Here is a 15,260-nt window from a genome sequence, read left to right as displayed (position 1 = left end):
CACTGGTTTATTCCGTGAACATTCTCTCGAAGTGCTCGCGGCCCAGCTCTTTGCCCTTCCTGAACAGTCGGATCCCGGACGCCTTGCCGGTTGTCCTTATGTAGCGTTTTACGATTGTGTCAACAAACTGAGGACTCAGCTCCATGAGGTACGACTTCTGGCCGATACTTTCCGCAGCGATCAGAGTCGTGCCGGATCCTCCGAAGGCGTCCATGACTCCATCGGCCCACTGTGTATTGTCCAGCAGTTTCTCCAGTATCTCCACCGGCTTTTGCGTCGGGTGGAGCTCATTCCCGGAGCGGGTGGCTTCGATTACGTTCCCGTAGCCCTTGTGATTATCCCACGCTGGCTTTGTACGGTGTGCGAACATTATCAGCTCGTGCTGAGTTCTCCAGCCCATGCCCATGCCCGGCGTTTTCTTGTTCCAGACGATCATATTCTTGACGCCGAACCCGCTTTCCTCCATTACGTCGTAGAGATAGAGCCACATTCTCCAGTCGGTGAAGCAATAAACCACGGTACCGGTGAACTGTTTCAAGATCGAGCGCATGAGCTGCTGGTACCCGCGGGTGCTGAGGGTATCGTTCGCGATCGTCACTTTGATTTCTTTCCCGTTTGCGTCGTAGCGTTTGGTTCCGATACTTCCGGTGCTGCGTCCGGATTCCTGAAAACCTCCGGAGCAGTACGGTGGATCCATGAGAAGGATCTGAGGCTCGGCCCCGTTGAGCAGGAGAGCGCGATCGGCTTCGTTTGTGCTATCTCCGCACACAAGACGGTGATTTCCGAGGATCCAGAGGTCGCCGCGCTGCGTGATTGTCTGATCTTCCTCCGGGATCTCCGGGATTTCGTCCGGCTCTGTGAGGTCATTGTGCAGGGCTTCGGCCAGTCCGGTGACGAGACTTTCCACTTCCTTGTCGGTGTAGCCGGTCAGTTCCATGGGGATCTCGCCGGTGTCAATGTCGGCGAAAATGTCAGCCAGTAGCTTGTTGTCGATCTCTGCCAGCTCTGCGATCCGGTTGTCAGCCACCAGATCGGCGTATTCCTCGGCCTCGTTCGTGTAGTTCTGGTAGTCCACCGGCACTTCGGTGAGTCCTTCGAGCTTGGCAGCAGCGAGGCGGCCGTGGCCCTTTACTATGAAGCCGGAGCGCTTCGACACTGTGATCGGTGCCCTCCACCCGGTCTGGCGGATAATGCGGCCGAGCGCTTGGATCTGTGCGTCCGGGTGTGTGTTCGGGTTCTTCGGGTTGGGGATCAGCTTCTCAATGGCCACGATCGCGTCATGGGCGCAGAATACCGGTACCCCTCCGGCTGTTGCCTTTGGCTGTGCTTCTGTTTTGTAGTCCATTTATTCGTCCTCCCTTACATACTCCCCGGCGTCTGCTGGAATGAGTCCGCACTCGAAGGCGCGGCAGATCTCCAGCTTTGACGCTCTGAGGATTTCGTTTTCTTTGCAGCCGGTGTTCCAGCATTTTTCGCATATTTCTGGCATTGGCTACTCCTTCCGCGGTTTCGGCGCGTTCTGTACGTTTACGGTGTCCAGAGTGCGGGCTGCTTTCAGGATTCTGCGGCGGTAGTGCTTCCAGCTCTCGTCCTGTTTCTTTACGACACCATAGATCGGGCCCACATTGGAGAGGGTGAGCTGTTCCATGGTTTCGTATTTCGGTAGACTGCGAGGGGAGAGCCCCAGCTTTTCGCGGATCCTTTTCTCATAGTCGCTGTTGTTTTCGCCTTTATTTCTTTTAATACCATAAATGGGGCCGACGCTGTTCAGCGTGAGCCCTATCATGGATTCGTCCAGAGTGCGGGAGATCTTTCTCCTGCGATTGTATTCCCTGATCTTTTTCCCGGTTCGCCCGATCCAGATCAGGAGCATGGCCACCCAGAGAGTGATCAGCAGCAGTGCAGTGGGTACCCACACGAGCCCGGCGATCACCACGGGCCAGCTCATTGAAATAATGCCACAGGCTTTCAGGATTGCCAGCACGGCCACGCCTGCGAGTGTTGCCAGTGTATAGAGTATCGGCCAGCCCATAGGCTTGTTCTTGTTATCGTCCATTTCGTCCTCCATTTCTTTTAGCTGCTCGTCTGGCTGCGCGGTTCGGTCGAACCGGTTCCCGTCTGATAGGCCAGAGGGAGAGTGGGGCCGGTTTTTCCTGCTTGCTCCGCAGCATATCTCCGCCGATCTTGTGGAGTGCTTCTGAGTAACTCAGCGCGGTGCTTTCCGCGAGTCTGCGAGCTTGTTTTTCTATGTCGTCGAGGTCACACTCCAGATAGAAGGCCAGCACTTCGGCGTATTTCCTGCACCTGAGCGCCTCCAGCACGTTCCTTGTTATTTTTCCGTCGGGGAAGTAGTGCCTCTCGTCTATTTTGAGATAGTAGAGCCCCTCTGTGTTATTTTCTTCTTTCACGCTTTGCCCTCCTTCGCTGCGCGCGGTTTGGGCATTCCTTTCGGAACGGTGACAGAAGCCCGGCTTTGATCGCGCACTCAGTACAGAGCATTTTCGCGCCCTGTTCTTTGACGAGGCGGTCAGCTTCCGGGTGTTTCCAGCATTTCCGGCCGCATGTCGGGCACTCGACTGGCTCCCAGTCCGGGTGCTTGGCCTGCACGTCGCCGTTCAGGTTCTTGTCCAGCGGGAGGCAGAGGATCCCGCCCCGGTCGGTCTGCTTTCTTGGCGTCAGATCGAAGCCGTGAGCCCGGAGCTGTTCGCGGGTGTTGTTGGTGCTTTCTTCCTGCTTTACCTCCAGAACTTCCACCTTGTCCAGTGGCAGGCAGAACGAGCCCTGCGGCTCCCATTTCTTTGCCTTCCAGTTCTCTGCGAACTTCTCCAGAGTGTCGAACAGGCAGAGGCCCTCCTCGGTTTCGGTCTGAAATACGGTCTGCATGACTGCCTCGTCCTCTGAGTCCTCCCAGCCGTAGAGGTGCCAGCTCTCGCGGTTGTCGTAGTCCCACTGTGAGAACCAGAGCACATGGCCGTCGATCGGCCAGCCGGTGCCGGTTACTTTTCCGGTGATAACTTTCGGTTTATATTCCATGGTTTTGTCCTCCCTTAGAAAAATCTATTTAATGCGATAATGAGCACGATCACGGCCACGAAGGCGATCGTGATGTTCTGCTGTCTGAGCCCGTCCTTTTCTCCGATAACTCCAAAAAGCAGGAGAGCAGCCACGAGGGCCAGCACTATGTTTATGATCAGCATGTTCTTGTCCTCCTTTGGTTTGCCGGGAGAGCTTGGCCCTCCCGGTATGTTCCCGACATTTATGTCGGCCACATTATGCAATGATCGTGATTTTCTCGCGATCCGGAACGTCTGCCAGTGCTTTGACGAGGTAGTTCTTCACATTGTCCACCGCCTGAGACTTCCAGAGGCCACCGTCAGCAGCCACCAGCTTGAAGGCAGGGGCTCCGCCGCGTCCCTCGCTGATTCTGAACACGAAGTCGCTCGCAGGCTGCGGAACTTCCAAAAATGTGCGGTACGGGATCAGGCTCACCGGGTTAGGAACGAAGGCGGCGTCCGTGAAGTCGGAGAGATCCATCTGTCCACGGATCTGCCCGTCGTATTCGGCGATCTCGATCTGGCCGGTTCTCATATTGACGCCCATCACCATTTGCGTGTCGATTGCTTCGGTAGCTGCGAGCTTGGTCGTGACAGCAATCTGGGTTCCTACCATTTGGCGGGTTTTGTTCGGCTTAAATTTAATATTTACCGTGATCTGGTGCTTAGTGGTTGCTTCTGTGTTCGGATTCTGAATATTTTCAGCCACCTGCATGAGCGCCTCGTTGAGTTTCTCGGCGAAGGCTCCGCCTGCGAGAGCTTCGAGGTTGATCTTTGCCTGTACTTTCTGCTTTTTCATGTGCTTACCTCCTTACCGCAGCCCATACGGCTGTATTTTTTCCGGTTCTTTTGCTCGGTTTCTTTCCGACGACTTCCAGAACTCCGGCGCCTTTCAGCTCTGTGAGTCTCGGCGCCACGAAGTTGCGGTCGTAGTATTTCAGGTGGCCAGCAGCCACCAGCTCGTCGGTGATTTCTTCCACGGTCATTGACCGATTTCCGAGGGTTTCCAGTATTAGCTTGCAACGCTCGCCGCTGCGTGTTCGTATGCCGTCGTAACTTTGGCGGCGTGTCTGTTTAGTGATCCCGTCCATGGTTTCCTCCTTATCCGAACCGGCGGAGCAGTGGCCCCGCTGGCTCTGGTGCTTTTATATGTGCCATGTGGCAAACTCGCGCCCGGTGCTTTCCGGACTCCGCCACACTATAACGGCGGAAGGAAACGGAGCTGCGTCCTCGCCGTTTCCGTCCTCGTCGGTGAATTTCAGGCGGCCGCGGAGGAATCTCACCTCGCTGGCCTTGCCGAAGATCCAGTCGTGAAAATATGCCGTGTCAGTCCGCGAAGGAATGAGCATAACCACGGTGGTGCCGGGCTTCCGGCTTTCTTCGTAGCCTTTGCGCACCCAGTCGGCGATCGCTCGGCCGTATGGTGGATTGCAAAACACGCAATACCCCCCCCAGTCTTGCTTTAGGCCGTCGTCGTCCGGCGTGAAGTGTTTCGCGCACTTGGCGCTTTTGTCGGTGCTGGCCGGATCCAGTTCAAAATGAAACTCGCGATCCAGTTCCGCGAAAAAGTCCGGCGGGGTACACCAGCACATGTTTTTACTACTCAGCAGTGCGTTGTTCATTGGCTCGATCTCCTTTCTGTGATTTGTAGAGCCCGCAGCCGTTCCCGTTGTTCATACACGGATCAGGGGAGGTCATGTGGTGTATACAAATTTTTAACAGTTCGCCCGTCTGTTTATTTTTGAGCTTTCCGCTCAGCATGGCGCAGGCTTTTGAAATTACAAAAGGCCCTACTCTGCGGAGCTCGCAGTATTCGCATTTCATGGCGTGCCTCCTTCCTCGGTGTAGTCGATCTCCACACCTTCCAGCAGTTTGAGGATCCCGGCGATATATTGCACGCGGTACGGTTCCAGATCTTCGAGTTTCATGTGCTTGCGTCCGTAGATCTGTTTCATGTCTCGCCATACTTCCCACGGTACCCGGTAGAAGTTTTCCAGCCCCACGCTCACCATGATGAAGGCAGCAGCTCCGAGCTTGTGGTGCAGCGTCATACTTTCCACCTGCTCAGGGGTGAGGCGGCTCTGGTCGATCTTGTCGCTGTCGGTGTGTTTCGCCTCAAATACCACGGCCCGGCCGCCGGTGAGCGTTCCCTTGAAGTCCGGCTGCCCGGCTTTGGTGTAGCAAGCAAGGAACCGGCCCTGTCGGTCTGGCTTCCTGAGTGGCTTCATGGGCTCCGGAGTTTTTTCAACGAAGGCCACGCCCTTGTCGCAGTACCAGTTCAGGCTTGCGGTGATCATATTCTCGAAGTGTTCACCGGCTCGCTTGCTCTGGAGGCCCTTCTGGCTATGCTGCACCCGTGCAAGGGCTGTGCTGGCTGTCGGATCCGGGTAACCTTCGCTGTTTCTTCCCGGAACCGTGTCCCAGCTCATTGATCTACCTCCGGGCCTGCGTCTTTGTCGGCCTCCAGTGTGATGTCATGGCCGGGGTGGCGTCTGAGCTCGATCGCAAGGTCTAAGATCATTTCGCCATTGATCCGCACGGTGGTGGATTCAATCGCGGCGACTCCGTTCAGGTTCCCGACGCGAGAGGGGAGGACGATCAGGGCGTCACCGATCGGAAGTGTTTCGGCTTCGCGGTTTCTGTAAAGCTCGGCAGCGTCCCGGATCGGGATCTGGTGCTGCTTCGCGTATTCGATCTCGTTTCTCATGCCTTCGCTCGGATTCTCGATACCATAAACCCAGAGCTCGTCGCACATGGCCAGAAGCGAGAGGCCCATGTCCATGCCCGCGGCGCGTTCCTCCGGCTTGGTGTCGTCAAGAAACTGGGTAAAATATACATGAGGCGCGATCGGGATCACGTCGTCCCAGAGTTCGACGGCTTCGCGGCAGTAGCGCTGGGCCTTTTCTATGTTCTTTTCAATGTCCCCGCGGCACGGGGAGCAGATGTAAACCAGTTTTTTTCTCATGCGCTTGCTCCTTTCATGGTTTTGCTCAGCAGTTCGTTGTATAAATTCCGGTAGAGATCGCGTTCCGTTTCGAGCTTGATCTTTTCAATGTCAGGATCCTGCTGGACGATCTGGACTGGCTGCTTGCTCATTTCTTCCAGTAAACGCTCCGCTTCTTTGCCTGCGGGCTTCGGATCCATGAAGTCGATCCCCAGAGAGATTGCAAGAGCAGAGTCCACGGCTGCGAGCTCGCTCTTTGTCAGTTTTCCGATCAGTGTCCCGATCCGCTTCGTGCTTACGCTGTTTACCTGTTCGCATAAGACGGTAGAAGGGGAGAGTGCACTCCGGATAAACACATGAGTAGGGAGGTCGTTCTTTGGTTTGGTGGTCATGTATACCACTTCCACAACCTCGCTGTTTTCGTTGTTCTTGTCATTGGAGACGATCACCGCAGGACGGCCGCCTCTCTGCTCGCTTCCGGTTTCCCGGTATGTGCTTTCAATGTAATAAATTTCACCGCGTTTCATGGTTGACTCCTTCCTGAGCAGCCTCAGCGAGTCGCTGCTCTTGTATTTTGCAGGTGTCCGGGTTAATCTCTATCCCGATATAGTTCCGCCCTTCTTTGAGGGCTGCGGCTCCTGTGGTTCCACTTCCTGAGAATGGATCCAGAACCGTGTCGCCCGGTTTGCTCCCGGCCAGTATGCAGATCTTGGCCAGTTCCTCCGGGAACGTGGAGAGGTGGGCGCCTTTATATGGCCGTGTGGCGATCGTCCAGACGTCCCGGCGGTTTCGTTTGCCGGTTTCATTTCTCTGGAGCCCGTGGCTGCCTCGATCCACCTCGGCGCTGTTGGCTTTGGCCTGATCGTGAGTGTAGGCAGTGCCGCCACGGAAGGTTTTCGCGTTGCCGCGCTTCCGGCCGGGCTTTTTCGGATCGTACCCGACGGCCAGCTCCTTGACGGCCTCGGCGTCGTAGTAATAGGCGGCCGCTTTGCTGAGTAAAAAAACATACTCGTGAGATCTTGCCGGTCTGTCTTTGGCGCTTTCCGGCATGGCGTTGGGCTTGTTCCAGATAATGTCCGCCCGGAGGTACCAGCCGTCACTTCTGAGAGCCAGAGCCAGCAGCCACGGGATCCCGATCAGATCCTTGCGCTTGATCCCTCCGTCCTCGATATGCCTCGCGTAGCTGTCGCCGATATTCAGCCAGAGGGTGCCGTCGTCTTTCAGGACTCTGGCGACTTCCCGGAAGGCTTCCACCAGCTTGCGGGTGTATTCCTCCGGAGAGCTTTCGGTTCCGAGCTGATCGGCTGCTCCGTAGTCTCTGGCGTTGTAGTAGGGTGGTGAAGTTACGCAGACGCTGCAGCATTTGTCCGGCAGCTTTCTGAGTTCCTCCAGTGCGTCGCCTTGTAGGATCATTCCAGCGCCTCCCCTCTGAGTTCGAGCTTCGTTTGTTCGACGATCTGGCTCTCCAGTCGGAGGGCGCCGCGGGTGATAGCCTCCATTTCCTGCTCTTTCCTGCGGCGTTCGCTTTCCCGGTACTCTATCAGGCGTTGGCCTTTGTCCGGAAGGGATCCGGCCGCGTTGTCGATCTTCTCGGTTAATTGTGCCGGTGTCATGCTGCGGGACTTTTCCCGTTCGTACATTGGCGTGTACTGTTGCATGAAGGCTACCCGATCCATGCCGGGCTTGCCGCCTATGTATGCGCTGCGGTGCATTTCCCAGAGGGAAGTCCAGCCGATTGACTCAACGGCTCGCGCCACCAGAGGCGGGAGCTGGTGGGAGAGATCTCCGTGGTTGAATTGTCCGGCGCTGTACATGAGGTCGCTCACGGCCAGCCATGCCTTGTCCGGCTCTATGAGTTCCGGGTGCTGGATCTCCAGCATGATCTCCCGGACTTCGGCCACACTCGGCGGCCATTTGTTTGTTGCAATGTGTTTTTTTACTGCCAGCGCTACGATCCCGGATTCGTCTTGCTCAAACATCATGGCCCAGAGGTTCACCGTGGCCTCGATTGCTTTCGCGTCCTTGAACTTGTCAAAATTCGGGTAGGCGGTGACGACGATCGCCACCAGTCGAGCCGCGTCTGCTTTTGTCATATCTCGAAGCCCCCTTCCTCGTCTGCGATTATCCCCGCGAGCACGTCCATGGTGTCAGGTTTTCCACAATTTCCACCCGGTCGCTGTTGATAGCTTCCGGATCCGGCAGGCGGGAGAGGTTCGTCGTCCCAGCGTCCTTGATTGATCCATGTTGACGGGTTGGGAATGAAGCGGCCGCCTTCTCGCAGCCATTGTTCCGAGGTTTTAGCTGTTGCCACTGCCTGCATGATCTTCTCGAACAGTTCAGCGTCGGGCTTTGCCTTTTCCCATGCCTTCTGTGCTGCTTTCTTGCCGACTTTCTTCGGGTATGCAGTCCAGAACTCTGCGAAACGTCGTTCCTGAGCGCTTGGCTGCTTCTCGGCCGCGGGGGTTATGGGGGTATCCCCCTTATTTTCTGGTCTACTCTGGTCTACTCTGGTCTGGTCTACTCTACCTGCGGTCTTTTTCTGGTCGCTCTTGCTTGCGTCCGCAGACTGTCCGGCGGTCGTCCTCCGGTCGTTTGACTTAGCAGCAGCGCGGCGGGCTCTCGAACGGTTTTTCTCATTTTCTCGCTGTTCGATCAGCTTTCCGGTGTACTCGCTCCAGTCGTGGATCTCCAGAACGCCGTCCTCCGTTACGTCCAGCAGAGACGCAGAGGTCAGGGCGGCCACAAATTCCTCCGGATCTTTGTCCCACTGGGCTGCTCTTGCGATCATTCTGTCGGATATTCCAGCGAGGGATCCGTCCGGTGCGTTATCAATGGCCCAGAGCCAGAACGAGATCAGCAGGCCGAGCATGTGAGCCGGTTCAATGTCGAGCTCGTCAGCAGCAGCCAGCACCTTGCGGTGGTCTTTCAGTTGTTGGTGAATTTGGATCCATGCCACTGTCGGCACCTCCTTTCGTGGTTTGTTTCTGGTTTGGCCGTAGAGTTCCGCCGGTCTGTCCGGCGGTCGTCCTTCGGTCGGTGTTATTAGTTAAAAGGAAGCTGTCCGTCGTCCGGTATGTCCATGAATCCGTCGTTGTTGGCGGGCTGAGGATTGCCATTTGCGTTGCCTCCGTTGCTGTCTGCGAAGTAAATGTTTGAGGCCACAACTTCCACGGCCTTGCGGTTCTGCCCGGTTTTCTCGTCCTTCCATTTACGGGTGGAGATCCGGCCCTCAACTACGATCTGGCGGCCTTTGGAGAGGTAACGGCCGCAAAACTCGGCGCGTTCTCTCCAGCACACGATCGGGATATAGTCCGGAGCGGCGTCCTTGTTCTTACTCGGTACCTGCACGGCGAGGTCGAAGCTCGCCACTGCCGTGCCGCTCTGTGTGTATCTGATTTCAGGTTCCTGAGCCAGACGGCCCAGAAGCTCCACATGATTAAGCATTGTCTTGTCCTCCTTGTTGCTTTGCGTTGTCCATAGCGGCGCAGGCTTCGTCATACTGGGCCCGCGTCAGGTTGTGTGGATCCTGCTGTCCGTATTTTTTCAGGATCCATTCGTTGATCGACTGCTGAGAGTACCCGGCGTCCTCTCCTTTACGGTAGAGGCGGGAGAGCTGAGCGTCTGAGAGTGGTCGTGCGGCGCCTGAGCGCCCCGTCTGGCCATTTTGTGCCTGCGGCTGGGTGTTTCCCTGCCGGTTCCCGTTCTGAGCTCCTGTGTGCTGTTTCTGGCTCTGCTGAGGGGGTTCGCTGCTGTGGTCGCTCATGTCTGGATCGTCGTCGCCCTGATCAATGCCGAACTTCTCGAACAGGTAGTATTTGAGGCAGTACGTCCACGCGGAGCCTTTGGCCTTGTCCGGGCCTCCGTCGTTCGTTCCGATTGCGTGTAGAGTAACTTCCAGAGTCTCATCCGGGTTGTCTGCGTTCGTCCAGCGGATCGTGAGGTCGGCCTCGTACACCCAGACAATGCGGTCGCCGTTTTTGGTGTGCTGCGTGAAGTTGGAGTAGTAGATCGGATCCCCGTTTTCGCTGTGCCGGGTTGCCTGCTCGCCTACAATGTCAAAATTGACGCCGAACTCATTCATGGCCGGAGTGAGAAGCTGGTACACGTCGAAGATCTTCGCGAACTTGTACTTTACGCCGTCGCTGTGGGCCTTCTGGGTGATAGAGGGAACGGCTTCGCGCAACTTGATGAACTTCTGCTGCAGCGTCAGCGGTACCGGTGGGGTGGTGGCCGTCTTTGTGGCCGACGTTTCCTTGGTTGTTGCCATGCGCTACCTCCTTACACGTCCACCGTGAAGGTGTCCGGTTTCTCAATGATCTGCACGCCCTCCACCAGCTCGCCGGTGGTTTTGTCTACGATCTGGCCGCCTACAATTTCGAGGCGCTTCCTGAACTCGCCCCACTTCGGCTTTTCAGTGTTCTGGATCATATCCTCATTGCCGGAGGCTTTCAGATAGGCCAGCAGTGTGTCGTCGTCCTGTTTCATGGTGCTGCCGCCGATTTTCTTCACCAGAGTGCCGGAGAGAAGGCGGTAGCTGTGTTTTGTCTTGGTTGTCTTGTGCGGGACTGTCTCGAAGTATTCCGCGAGCTTTCCAGTGAGAAAACGGGTGCCGTTTTCATATCTGCGCTGAGCAGCGTCAATTCTCTGCTGGATCTTCTCGATCTGGCTTTCGCCCAGTGCGGTGATCCGGTCGAGCTCGGTCTTTTCTTCTGCGATTTTTCGGCAGGCCCAGTCGGCGCAGCCGTCGTCAGTGATACGCCATGCCGGGCGTGGAGCGCTTTCGGTTTCCTCTGCGTCGAACATGTTCATGTCCATGCTTTCCAGTTCGTCCAGTGTTACAGCCGGAGTTCCCGGCTCTGTGGTGGGTGCTGCGATTGTTTCTTTGATTTCTGCGGCCTGCTCAGCCTCAGCTATTGCTTTCTTTGTCGTTGCCATGGTTCTGTTCTCCTTCCTTTGCTTCCAGAGCCTTGCGGGCTTTCTGGAGTTCTGCCTGCGTGTCTCTCAGTTCCTTGTCCTTGCTGGTAAAAAACTGGTACCACTCGCCTGAGCTTTTCTTGTACTGCTCGGCTTCGGCCTCAGCAGCGACGGCGCGTTCCGCCATGCTGGCAAGTGCAGCCGTGAGCTCTGCGATCACGCTTGGCTTGTTTTCGTTATTCATTCGGTTGCCTCCTTAAAAAATCGGTGTCCGTTAATGGTCATTACATAGATCTGGGACTCGTGCCACTCGCTGTCCGTGAGAGCGGGAGCGTAAAAGTATTTGATCGGCTCGGTCGTTGCCACGATCCCGAAGTCGAACACGTCCTGCACGGCTTCGAGGGCTTCCTGAGTCGGTTCCGGGCGGCGCTTGCTATATGCGTACACGCGCAGCACTTCGTCCGGTCGGATCCCTTCGTCCTCACAGGTCTGGAGAATACACTGAGCTACTGCGATCTTTCCGGCGAAGGGTTCGCCTCCAGCTTCGGCCGTGAGCACCTGAGCGATCTCCAGTCGCTCGGCGTCAGTGAGAGCGTAGCGCTTCTGGATCCCTGCCTCTGCGGCCCATGCGTCTGTGACGTCCTCCCAGCTTACGGCTTGCCCGTCCTTGTAGTAGAAAACGTAGGGCTGAGATTCCTCGGCCGCCGGGCTGCTGGTTGTGACCGGGGCTGTTTTTGTCTGGGTGTGTTCTGAGAACATACCCACGACGCCGCGCGCCGCGAACACAATCACCACTGTGGTGACTGCCAGCCCGCCGATCCTTTTCCAGTTCAGGCGCTTGCAAAAACGGCGCAGCCGGTATAAAATAGGCTTAGGCTTTCGCGTGGTTTTTCGATTGCCTGTGCGGCTTCCCGGTTCCGACGGGTGGCCGCTTCTTTTTTCTTTGTACCCGGTGTATTCCACCGGGCTGTATACTTTCAGCGAGCTGCTTCGCATTTCTGTTACCTCCTTCTTTGTCTGAGTTTGGCCGGGAGCGTATAGCTCGGAGCCTGCATGTATTTGTTGAAATTCTGCGGCCAGTAGGCCACCTTTTCGATCCGTTTCCCACTTACTCCATACTTCGGGTTATATCCGAACACGTTCACATAGTTGAGAAGATCGGAGCGTTCCGCGTCCATGGCCTTGCACACCTCAAACAGTGCCGCCACGTCGTCGATCGCTCTGTGGGAGTTCTGAACCTTGCCCTCCAGCTTATAGGTGAGGATCGCGTTCGCCAGCTTGTGAGGATATGCCCGGCGGTCTTTGTAAACGGTCAGGCTGTCCAGATAGTCGGCAGCTTTCAGAGCCTCCGGGCCGCCGTTTCCGTGTCTCCTGAGCATTTCAGCAGTAAACAGGAGGTCAAACTGTGCATTGTGGGCTACCAGAAGGACACGGCCGCCGCTGATCAACTCAGTGAAGCGAGCTGCAGCCTCAGCCTCGGTGATTCCTTCGTTTTCGAGCTGCTCGTCTGTGATCCCCGTCAGCTCGACGATCTTCTGAGGGATCCGCTCACCTTCCGGCAGCTTCACGAACACGTCGGCGCTGTCGGCCATGCGGAGGGTGCCCCGTTCGGTTTTCTCGACTCTGATCGCTGCCAGTTCAATGATCTGGCAGCTCTCAGCTTCGAGCCCGGTTGTCTCAGTGTCAAAAAATACGACTGCTTTGTATTTCGTGAATATGTCCCGGAGCTCATTCATGGTCGTTCACCTCCGTTTTGATTGTGATCGAGGTTGTGGCTGCGAGCTTTAACTGCTTAGCGGTCAGCTCGTACATGTCCACGGCTGCGTTCACCTGAGCCAGTGTGGCGCTGAGTTTTGCAGCCTTGGCGAGTTCTTCGTCTGTTGCCTTCTCGGCCAGTTCAGCGAAGCCTTCCGGATCCTCGCCGTGCGCGGCTTCGTATAGCTTCTGAAACTGCCGGGCGAGTGCCTGCTTGATCCGTCCGATAAAGTCCGGAGCTAAAATGCTACGCTTTTTCGGTTCTGGCTGCTTCTTGTCAGAGTCCAGATCGTCCAGAGTGTCAGAGTCGCAGATAAACCGAACGCAAGCGGCACGGAAGCCGATGTTCGTGTTCGCATCGCTGCGGGAGTTGCCGCCGCTGAGGTAGAACACACCAGCGTGCGCACCGTTGCGCCAGTTGCCCCCGCGATAAATAACCCGCTCGCCGTTAGAGTCGAGCCAGAAGTATTCGTCGCTTTCGTAGTCGTCGGCAGGATAGAGGCCGAGTTTTTTCAGCTTGTCCGGTGCGTCCATGTCACTGCGAACTTCCAGATCCGTGAACTTTACGCCGTCGTAGTCGGTGCCGTCCGGGTGTACCGGCTGGAGGGTGATCTCTCCGTCGTGTACGTTGTAGTAAACCGGATCGCCGTCCTCGGTGTAGATCGCCTCCCACTCCGGCGAGTCTTTGGACTGATCCGAGCCATAGGCTGCGCCGTTGTTCGGGATCACCTGCGGCATACCGTTCATAAATCGAACGCCGCCGACATGCTCCCAGATATTGCCGCACATGTCAGCTACGCCGTAGGCCGTGCCGTCATGGTTCCACTGAACCGGGCCGGATCCGGTCAAGGTCTTGCCGCAGCCTCCTTCGTATGTAGTGCCGGTCTGCTCCGGGTGGCTGTGACTCTTGCCGCTTGCGGTGTTTCCGGTCGGCATGGTGTCGTTGTCCCAGCTCCAGAAGCCGAGAGCCACCCACTCGTCGTTAGTGATCAGGTGCCAGCCTTCACCCTTGCTCTCGCAGAGGCGGATTGCTTCGTCGTGGCTGATATTCACAGCCGGTTTCATAAATGGGAGAGAGTACGGAACGCCGTCGATCAATGTGTTCTGGTACTTGCTGATCGCGTATTCCTTAACCTTGCGGCCTCTCAGGGTGTCAGGGAGTCCCAGCTCGGACGGGGTAAAAACCACCATAATGTCCGGGCGCCCGTTTTTGTCGTAAATTACTTCGTTTCTCATGGTTTTGTTCCTTTTCTGTATTTGCTGCGGCAGATCGGGCACTTGTAGCCGTACCACGGGATCACCGCCTGCTTGCTTACATTCCAGTCCAGCCCGCACTCTTGGCATACTTCATAGCGGCAGCCGTCGCGCCGGGCATGAGTACGGGCCCGCTTAGGTTTCGCGAGTCGTTCATGGGATCACCTCCTATCCAGCGGCCAGCCTGCTGCATAGCTGCCTCATAAGCAGCCGCTTGTATTTCTTCCGGGTTCTCCATTTCCGTGCGTGTTTGTATAGGTGCCACCATTTCGGGTGGGTGTTGGCTCTATATAGTAGGGAGTCCACAAAAGTGTTCACGGCCTTTCGTGCGTATTGCCGGAACTTCCGGAACCGCTCCGCGAGCTCGTCCATGAGTTGCCGGACTGCGTGAGCTGCTGCCTTTATTGCGTCGGCGAGAGCGCCGAGCAGGGCAGTGGCGGCAGGTGGGCCGATCTGGATCGTGAGCTCCATGTGCTGAGGTTCTGGTGGTGACTTGTCCGGGAGTGGATTGCCTCGCGCCTGATCCGCAGCTATGAGCTGCTGGCGTTTCTCGTAGTCCTCGACGCTCATGTAGCCATCGAATATGTAGGGATCCGGTTCCTCGGTGGTTTCCTTGCCGTACCATGGCATATCTGCTGGGAGATTTTCCGGGCGAGGTATCGGCTCAGGAGGGAAGGCCGTCGAGTCTTTCAGGAGATTGCAGCCGCCTTCGTAGTGCCAGAGAATACCGGCCTCCAGTTCTGCGATCGTCATGTTCTCACCGAAGTGCCCGCAGTAGTAGCCGTTCACCATGACAGCGTTCGGATCCTGCTCCAGAATTTCGGTGGCAGTGCTCAGATCGTCCAGCTCGAAGGTGTCAGAGTCCGGATTGAGCCAGACGCTTTCAGCGTGCCAGCTTCGGCCTGTTTTCCATATAATCACCCACGCTATGCCGTCGCGGATTTCGTCGGCGTACTGCCGAGCTATTTCGTGTAATGCTGCCATGTTGTCGCTCCTTCCTTTTATTTAGTGGGGGATTTTCGTCCGCGGCACTTGATGTTCTCAATGAGTCGGCGCTGGGCGAGTTCGGCGCTATACTCTCGGCGCATGTTCTTGTCGAGCTGGCCGGTGTCGCCTCTTTTCAGCTCTTTGTAGATAGTCGCCACATGGACGCCGAGGTCGATCGCAATGTCGGCCGGACGTCCTCCGGCGGTGTATTCCGTCTCGATTTTCTCACGGTCGCCGAACGTCAAATATCGGTAGTTTCGCACGTTCTCACCTCTCTTTCTGTGCTTTTTAGGTAAAAAAATAATGCGTCGGGAGGCTTTCGCTTCCTTTCGCATTTAATATTATCTTTTCCG

Annotated in this window: 24 protein-coding genes; all 24 read right to left on the bottom strand. The window is 56.5% G+C overall.

Features of this window, described 5'->3' with window-relative positions:
* Positions 1-7 precede the first annotated feature (7 nt).
* On the bottom strand, positions 8-1,345 hold the full coding sequence (locus ACLU9Q_RS08130; RefSeq protein ID WP_412624969.1) for a site-specific DNA-methyltransferase: 1,338 nt from the start codon (positions 1,343-1,345) through the stop codon (positions 8-10).
* Positions 1,346-1,489 carry a hypothetical protein gene (locus ACLU9Q_RS08125; protein ID WP_005933248.1) on the bottom strand — a complete coding sequence of 48 codons (144 nt, stop codon included), beginning with the start codon at positions 1,487-1,489 and terminating at the stop codon, positions 1,346-1,348.
* Between the two features lie 3 nt (positions 1,490-1,492).
* Entirely contained in the window at positions 1,493-2,056 is a 564-nt protein-coding gene (locus ACLU9Q_RS08120) for a tyro protein tyrosine kinase-binding protein (RefSeq protein ID WP_412624966.1), read from the bottom strand.
* Positions 2,046-2,408 (bottom strand): hypothetical protein, encoded by a 363-nt coding sequence (locus tag ACLU9Q_RS08115; RefSeq protein WP_412624965.1) that lies wholly within the window; start codon positions 2,406-2,408, stop codon positions 2,046-2,048. Before ACLU9Q_RS08115 ends, ACLU9Q_RS08120 begins: the two co-directional genes overlap by 11 nt.
* Entirely contained in the window at positions 2,392-3,033 is a 642-nt protein-coding gene (locus ACLU9Q_RS08110) for a hypothetical protein (protein WP_412624963.1), read from the bottom strand. The genes ACLU9Q_RS08115 and ACLU9Q_RS08110 overlap by 17 nt, the downstream gene beginning before the upstream one ends.
* Before the next feature lie 14 nt (positions 3,034-3,047).
* Entirely contained in the window at positions 3,048-3,197 is a 150-nt protein-coding gene (locus tag ACLU9Q_RS08105) for a hypothetical protein (RefSeq protein ID WP_227910121.1), read from the bottom strand.
* A 73-nt stretch (positions 3,198-3,270) separates the two neighbouring features.
* Positions 3,271-3,852 carry a hypothetical protein gene (locus ACLU9Q_RS08100; RefSeq protein WP_412624961.1) on the bottom strand — a complete coding sequence of 194 codons (582 nt, stop codon included), beginning with the start codon at positions 3,850-3,852 and terminating at the stop codon, positions 3,271-3,273.
* 4 nt (positions 3,853-3,856) lie between these two features.
* The gene (locus ACLU9Q_RS08095; RefSeq protein ID WP_118659692.1) at positions 3,857-4,144 is read right to left on the bottom strand and encodes a DNA gyrase; all 288 of its coding nucleotides are present in this window, start codon (positions 4,142-4,144) and stop codon (positions 3,857-3,859) included.
* Positions 4,145-4,198: 54 nt separating this feature from the next.
* Entirely contained in the window at positions 4,199-4,675 is a 477-nt protein-coding gene (locus tag ACLU9Q_RS08090; RefSeq protein WP_412624959.1) for a DNA N-6-adenine-methyltransferase, read from the bottom strand.
* A gap of 198 nt (positions 4,676-4,873) precedes the next feature.
* The gene (locus ACLU9Q_RS08085; RefSeq protein ID WP_412624957.1) at positions 4,874-5,482 is read right to left on the bottom strand and encodes a Holliday junction resolvase RecU; all 609 of its coding nucleotides are present in this window, start codon (positions 5,480-5,482) and stop codon (positions 4,874-4,876) included.
* Complete coding sequence (locus ACLU9Q_RS08080) at positions 5,479-6,018, bottom strand: hypothetical protein (protein WP_412624955.1); 540 nt, start codon at positions 6,016-6,018, stop codon at positions 5,479-5,481. Before ACLU9Q_RS08080 ends, ACLU9Q_RS08085 begins: the two co-directional genes overlap by 4 nt.
* Positions 6,015-6,524 (bottom strand): type II toxin-antitoxin system PemK/MazF family toxin, encoded by a 510-nt coding sequence (locus ACLU9Q_RS08075; RefSeq protein ID WP_412624953.1) that lies wholly within the window; start codon positions 6,522-6,524, stop codon positions 6,015-6,017. The genes ACLU9Q_RS08080 and ACLU9Q_RS08075 overlap by 4 nt, the downstream gene beginning before the upstream one ends.
* Positions 6,511-7,410, bottom strand: a complete 900-nt coding sequence (locus ACLU9Q_RS08070; protein ID WP_412624951.1) for a DNA-methyltransferase — start codon at positions 7,408-7,410, stop codon at positions 6,511-6,513. Before ACLU9Q_RS08070 ends, ACLU9Q_RS08075 begins: the two co-directional genes overlap by 14 nt.
* Positions 7,407-8,090 carry a replicative helicase loader/inhibitor gene (locus ACLU9Q_RS08065; RefSeq protein WP_226814988.1) on the bottom strand — a complete coding sequence of 228 codons (684 nt, stop codon included), beginning with the start codon at positions 8,088-8,090 and terminating at the stop codon, positions 7,407-7,409. Before ACLU9Q_RS08065 ends, ACLU9Q_RS08070 begins: the two co-directional genes overlap by 4 nt.
* Entirely contained in the window at positions 8,087-8,953 is an 867-nt protein-coding gene (locus tag ACLU9Q_RS08060) for a hypothetical protein (protein ID WP_005933215.1), read from the bottom strand. The genes ACLU9Q_RS08065 and ACLU9Q_RS08060 overlap by 4 nt, the downstream gene beginning before the upstream one ends.
* Before the next feature lie 86 nt (positions 8,954-9,039).
* Positions 9,040-9,441, bottom strand: coding sequence for a single-stranded DNA-binding protein (locus tag ACLU9Q_RS08055; protein WP_005933212.1), 402 nt, complete (start codon positions 9,439-9,441; stop codon positions 9,040-9,042).
* Positions 9,434-10,264, bottom strand: coding sequence for an ERF family protein (locus tag ACLU9Q_RS08050; RefSeq protein WP_412624949.1), 831 nt, complete (start codon positions 10,262-10,264; stop codon positions 9,434-9,436). Before ACLU9Q_RS08050 ends, ACLU9Q_RS08055 begins: the two co-directional genes overlap by 8 nt.
* A gap of 11 nt (positions 10,265-10,275) precedes the next feature.
* Positions 10,276-10,932, bottom strand: a complete 657-nt coding sequence (locus ACLU9Q_RS08045) for a host-nuclease inhibitor Gam family protein (RefSeq protein WP_035394178.1) — start codon at positions 10,930-10,932, stop codon at positions 10,276-10,278.
* Positions 10,904-11,155: a hypothetical protein gene (locus ACLU9Q_RS08040; protein ID WP_005933201.1), complete on the bottom strand. Its 252-nt coding sequence runs from the start codon at positions 11,153-11,155 to the stop codon at positions 10,904-10,906. Before ACLU9Q_RS08040 ends, ACLU9Q_RS08045 begins: the two co-directional genes overlap by 29 nt.
* Positions 11,152-11,907 (bottom strand): hypothetical protein, encoded by a 756-nt coding sequence (locus tag ACLU9Q_RS08035; RefSeq protein ID WP_005933198.1) that lies wholly within the window; start codon positions 11,905-11,907, stop codon positions 11,152-11,154. Before ACLU9Q_RS08035 ends, ACLU9Q_RS08040 begins: the two co-directional genes overlap by 4 nt.
* A 5-nt stretch (positions 11,908-11,912) precedes the next feature.
* Entirely contained in the window at positions 11,913-12,647 is a 735-nt protein-coding gene (locus ACLU9Q_RS08030; RefSeq protein ID WP_005933195.1) for a PolC-type DNA polymerase III, read from the bottom strand.
* Entirely contained in the window at positions 12,640-13,902 is a 1,263-nt protein-coding gene (locus ACLU9Q_RS08025) for an SUMF1/EgtB/PvdO family nonheme iron enzyme (RefSeq protein WP_412624946.1), read from the bottom strand. The genes ACLU9Q_RS08030 and ACLU9Q_RS08025 overlap by 8 nt, the downstream gene beginning before the upstream one ends.
* Before the next feature lie 186 nt (positions 13,903-14,088).
* Positions 14,089-14,904 (bottom strand): hypothetical protein, encoded by an 816-nt coding sequence (locus tag ACLU9Q_RS08020; protein ID WP_412624944.1) that lies wholly within the window; start codon positions 14,902-14,904, stop codon positions 14,089-14,091.
* A gap of 17 nt (positions 14,905-14,921) precedes the next feature.
* Complete coding sequence (locus ACLU9Q_RS08015; protein WP_412624942.1) at positions 14,922-15,242, bottom strand: helix-turn-helix domain-containing protein; 321 nt, start codon at positions 15,240-15,242, stop codon at positions 14,922-14,924.
* Positions 15,243-15,260: the final 18 nt, after the last annotated feature.

The sequence above is a fragment of the Marvinbryantia sp. genome, from assembly GCF_047017445.1.
Classification (GTDB): domain Bacteria; phylum Bacillota; class Clostridia; order Lachnospirales; family Lachnospiraceae; genus Marvinbryantia.
Note: the sequence above shows the minus strand (reverse complement) of the source record. Positions and strands in the feature narration are given on the sequence as shown.

Coding starts and splice junctions, on each gene's coding strand:
- ACLU9Q_RS08130 (WP_412624969.1), bottom strand. CDS start 1,345: ATGGACTACAAAACAGAAGCACAGCCAAAGGCAACAGCCGGAGGGGTA.
- ACLU9Q_RS08125 (WP_005933248.1), bottom strand. CDS start 1,489: ATGCCAGAAATATGCGAAAAATGCTGGAACACCGGCTGCAAAGAAAAC.
- ACLU9Q_RS08120 (WP_412624966.1), bottom strand. CDS start 2,056: ATGGACGATAACAAGAACAAGCCTATGGGCTGGCCGATACTCTATACA.
- ACLU9Q_RS08110 (WP_412624963.1), bottom strand. CDS start 3,033: ATGGAATATAAACCGAAAGTTATCACCGGAAAAGTAACCGGCACCGGC.
- ACLU9Q_RS08105 (WP_227910121.1), bottom strand. CDS start 3,197: ATGCTGATCATAAACATAGTGCTGGCCCTCGTGGCTGCTCTCCTGCTT.
- ACLU9Q_RS08100 (WP_412624961.1), bottom strand. CDS start 3,852: ATGAAAAAGCAGAAAGTACAGGCAAAGATCAACCTCGAAGCTCTCGCA.
- ACLU9Q_RS08095 (WP_118659692.1), bottom strand. CDS start 4,144: ATGGACGGGATCACTAAACAGACACGCCGCCAAAGTTACGACGGCATA.
- ACLU9Q_RS08090 (WP_412624959.1), bottom strand. CDS start 4,675: ATGAACAACGCACTGCTGAGTAGTAAAAACATGTGCTGGTGTACCCCG.
- ACLU9Q_RS08085 (WP_412624957.1), bottom strand. CDS start 5,482: ATGAGCTGGGACACGGTTCCGGGAAGAAACAGCGAAGGTTACCCGGAT.
- ACLU9Q_RS08080 (WP_412624955.1), bottom strand. CDS start 6,018: ATGAGAAAAAAACTGGTTTACATCTGCTCCCCGTGCCGCGGGGACATT.
- ACLU9Q_RS08075 (WP_412624953.1), bottom strand. CDS start 6,524: ATGAAACGCGGTGAAATTTATTACATTGAAAGCACATACCGGGAAACC.
- ACLU9Q_RS08070 (WP_412624951.1), bottom strand. CDS start 7,410: ATGATCCTACAAGGCGACGCACTGGAGGAACTCAGAAAGCTGCCGGAC.
- ACLU9Q_RS08065 (WP_226814988.1), bottom strand. CDS start 8,090: ATGACAAAAGCAGACGCGGCTCGACTGGTGGCGATCGTCGTCACCGCC.
- ACLU9Q_RS08055 (WP_005933212.1), bottom strand. CDS start 9,441: ATGCTTAATCATGTGGAGCTTCTGGGCCGTCTGGCTCAGGAACCTGAA.
- ACLU9Q_RS08050 (WP_412624949.1), bottom strand. CDS start 10,264: ATGGCAACAACCAAGGAAACGTCGGCCACAAAGACGGCCACCACCCCA.
- ACLU9Q_RS08045 (WP_035394178.1), bottom strand. CDS start 10,932: ATGGCAACGACAAAGAAAGCAATAGCTGAGGCTGAGCAGGCCGCAGAA.
- ACLU9Q_RS08040 (WP_005933201.1), bottom strand. CDS start 11,155: ATGAATAACGAAAACAAGCCAAGCGTGATCGCAGAGCTCACGGCTGCA.
- ACLU9Q_RS08035 (WP_005933198.1), bottom strand. CDS start 11,907: ATGCGAAGCAGCTCGCTGAAAGTATACAGCCCGGTGGAATACACCGGG.
- ACLU9Q_RS08030 (WP_005933195.1), bottom strand. CDS start 12,647: ATGAATGAGCTCCGGGACATATTCACGAAATACAAAGCAGTCGTATTT.
- ACLU9Q_RS08025 (WP_412624946.1), bottom strand. CDS start 13,902: ATGAGAAACGAAGTAATTTACGACAAAAACGGGCGCCCGGACATTATG.
- ACLU9Q_RS08020 (WP_412624944.1), bottom strand. CDS start 14,904: ATGGCAGCATTACACGAAATAGCTCGGCAGTACGCCGACGAAATCCGC.
- ACLU9Q_RS08015 (WP_412624942.1), bottom strand. CDS start 15,242: ATGCGAAAGGAAGCGAAAGCCTCCCGACGCATTATTTTTTTACCTAAA.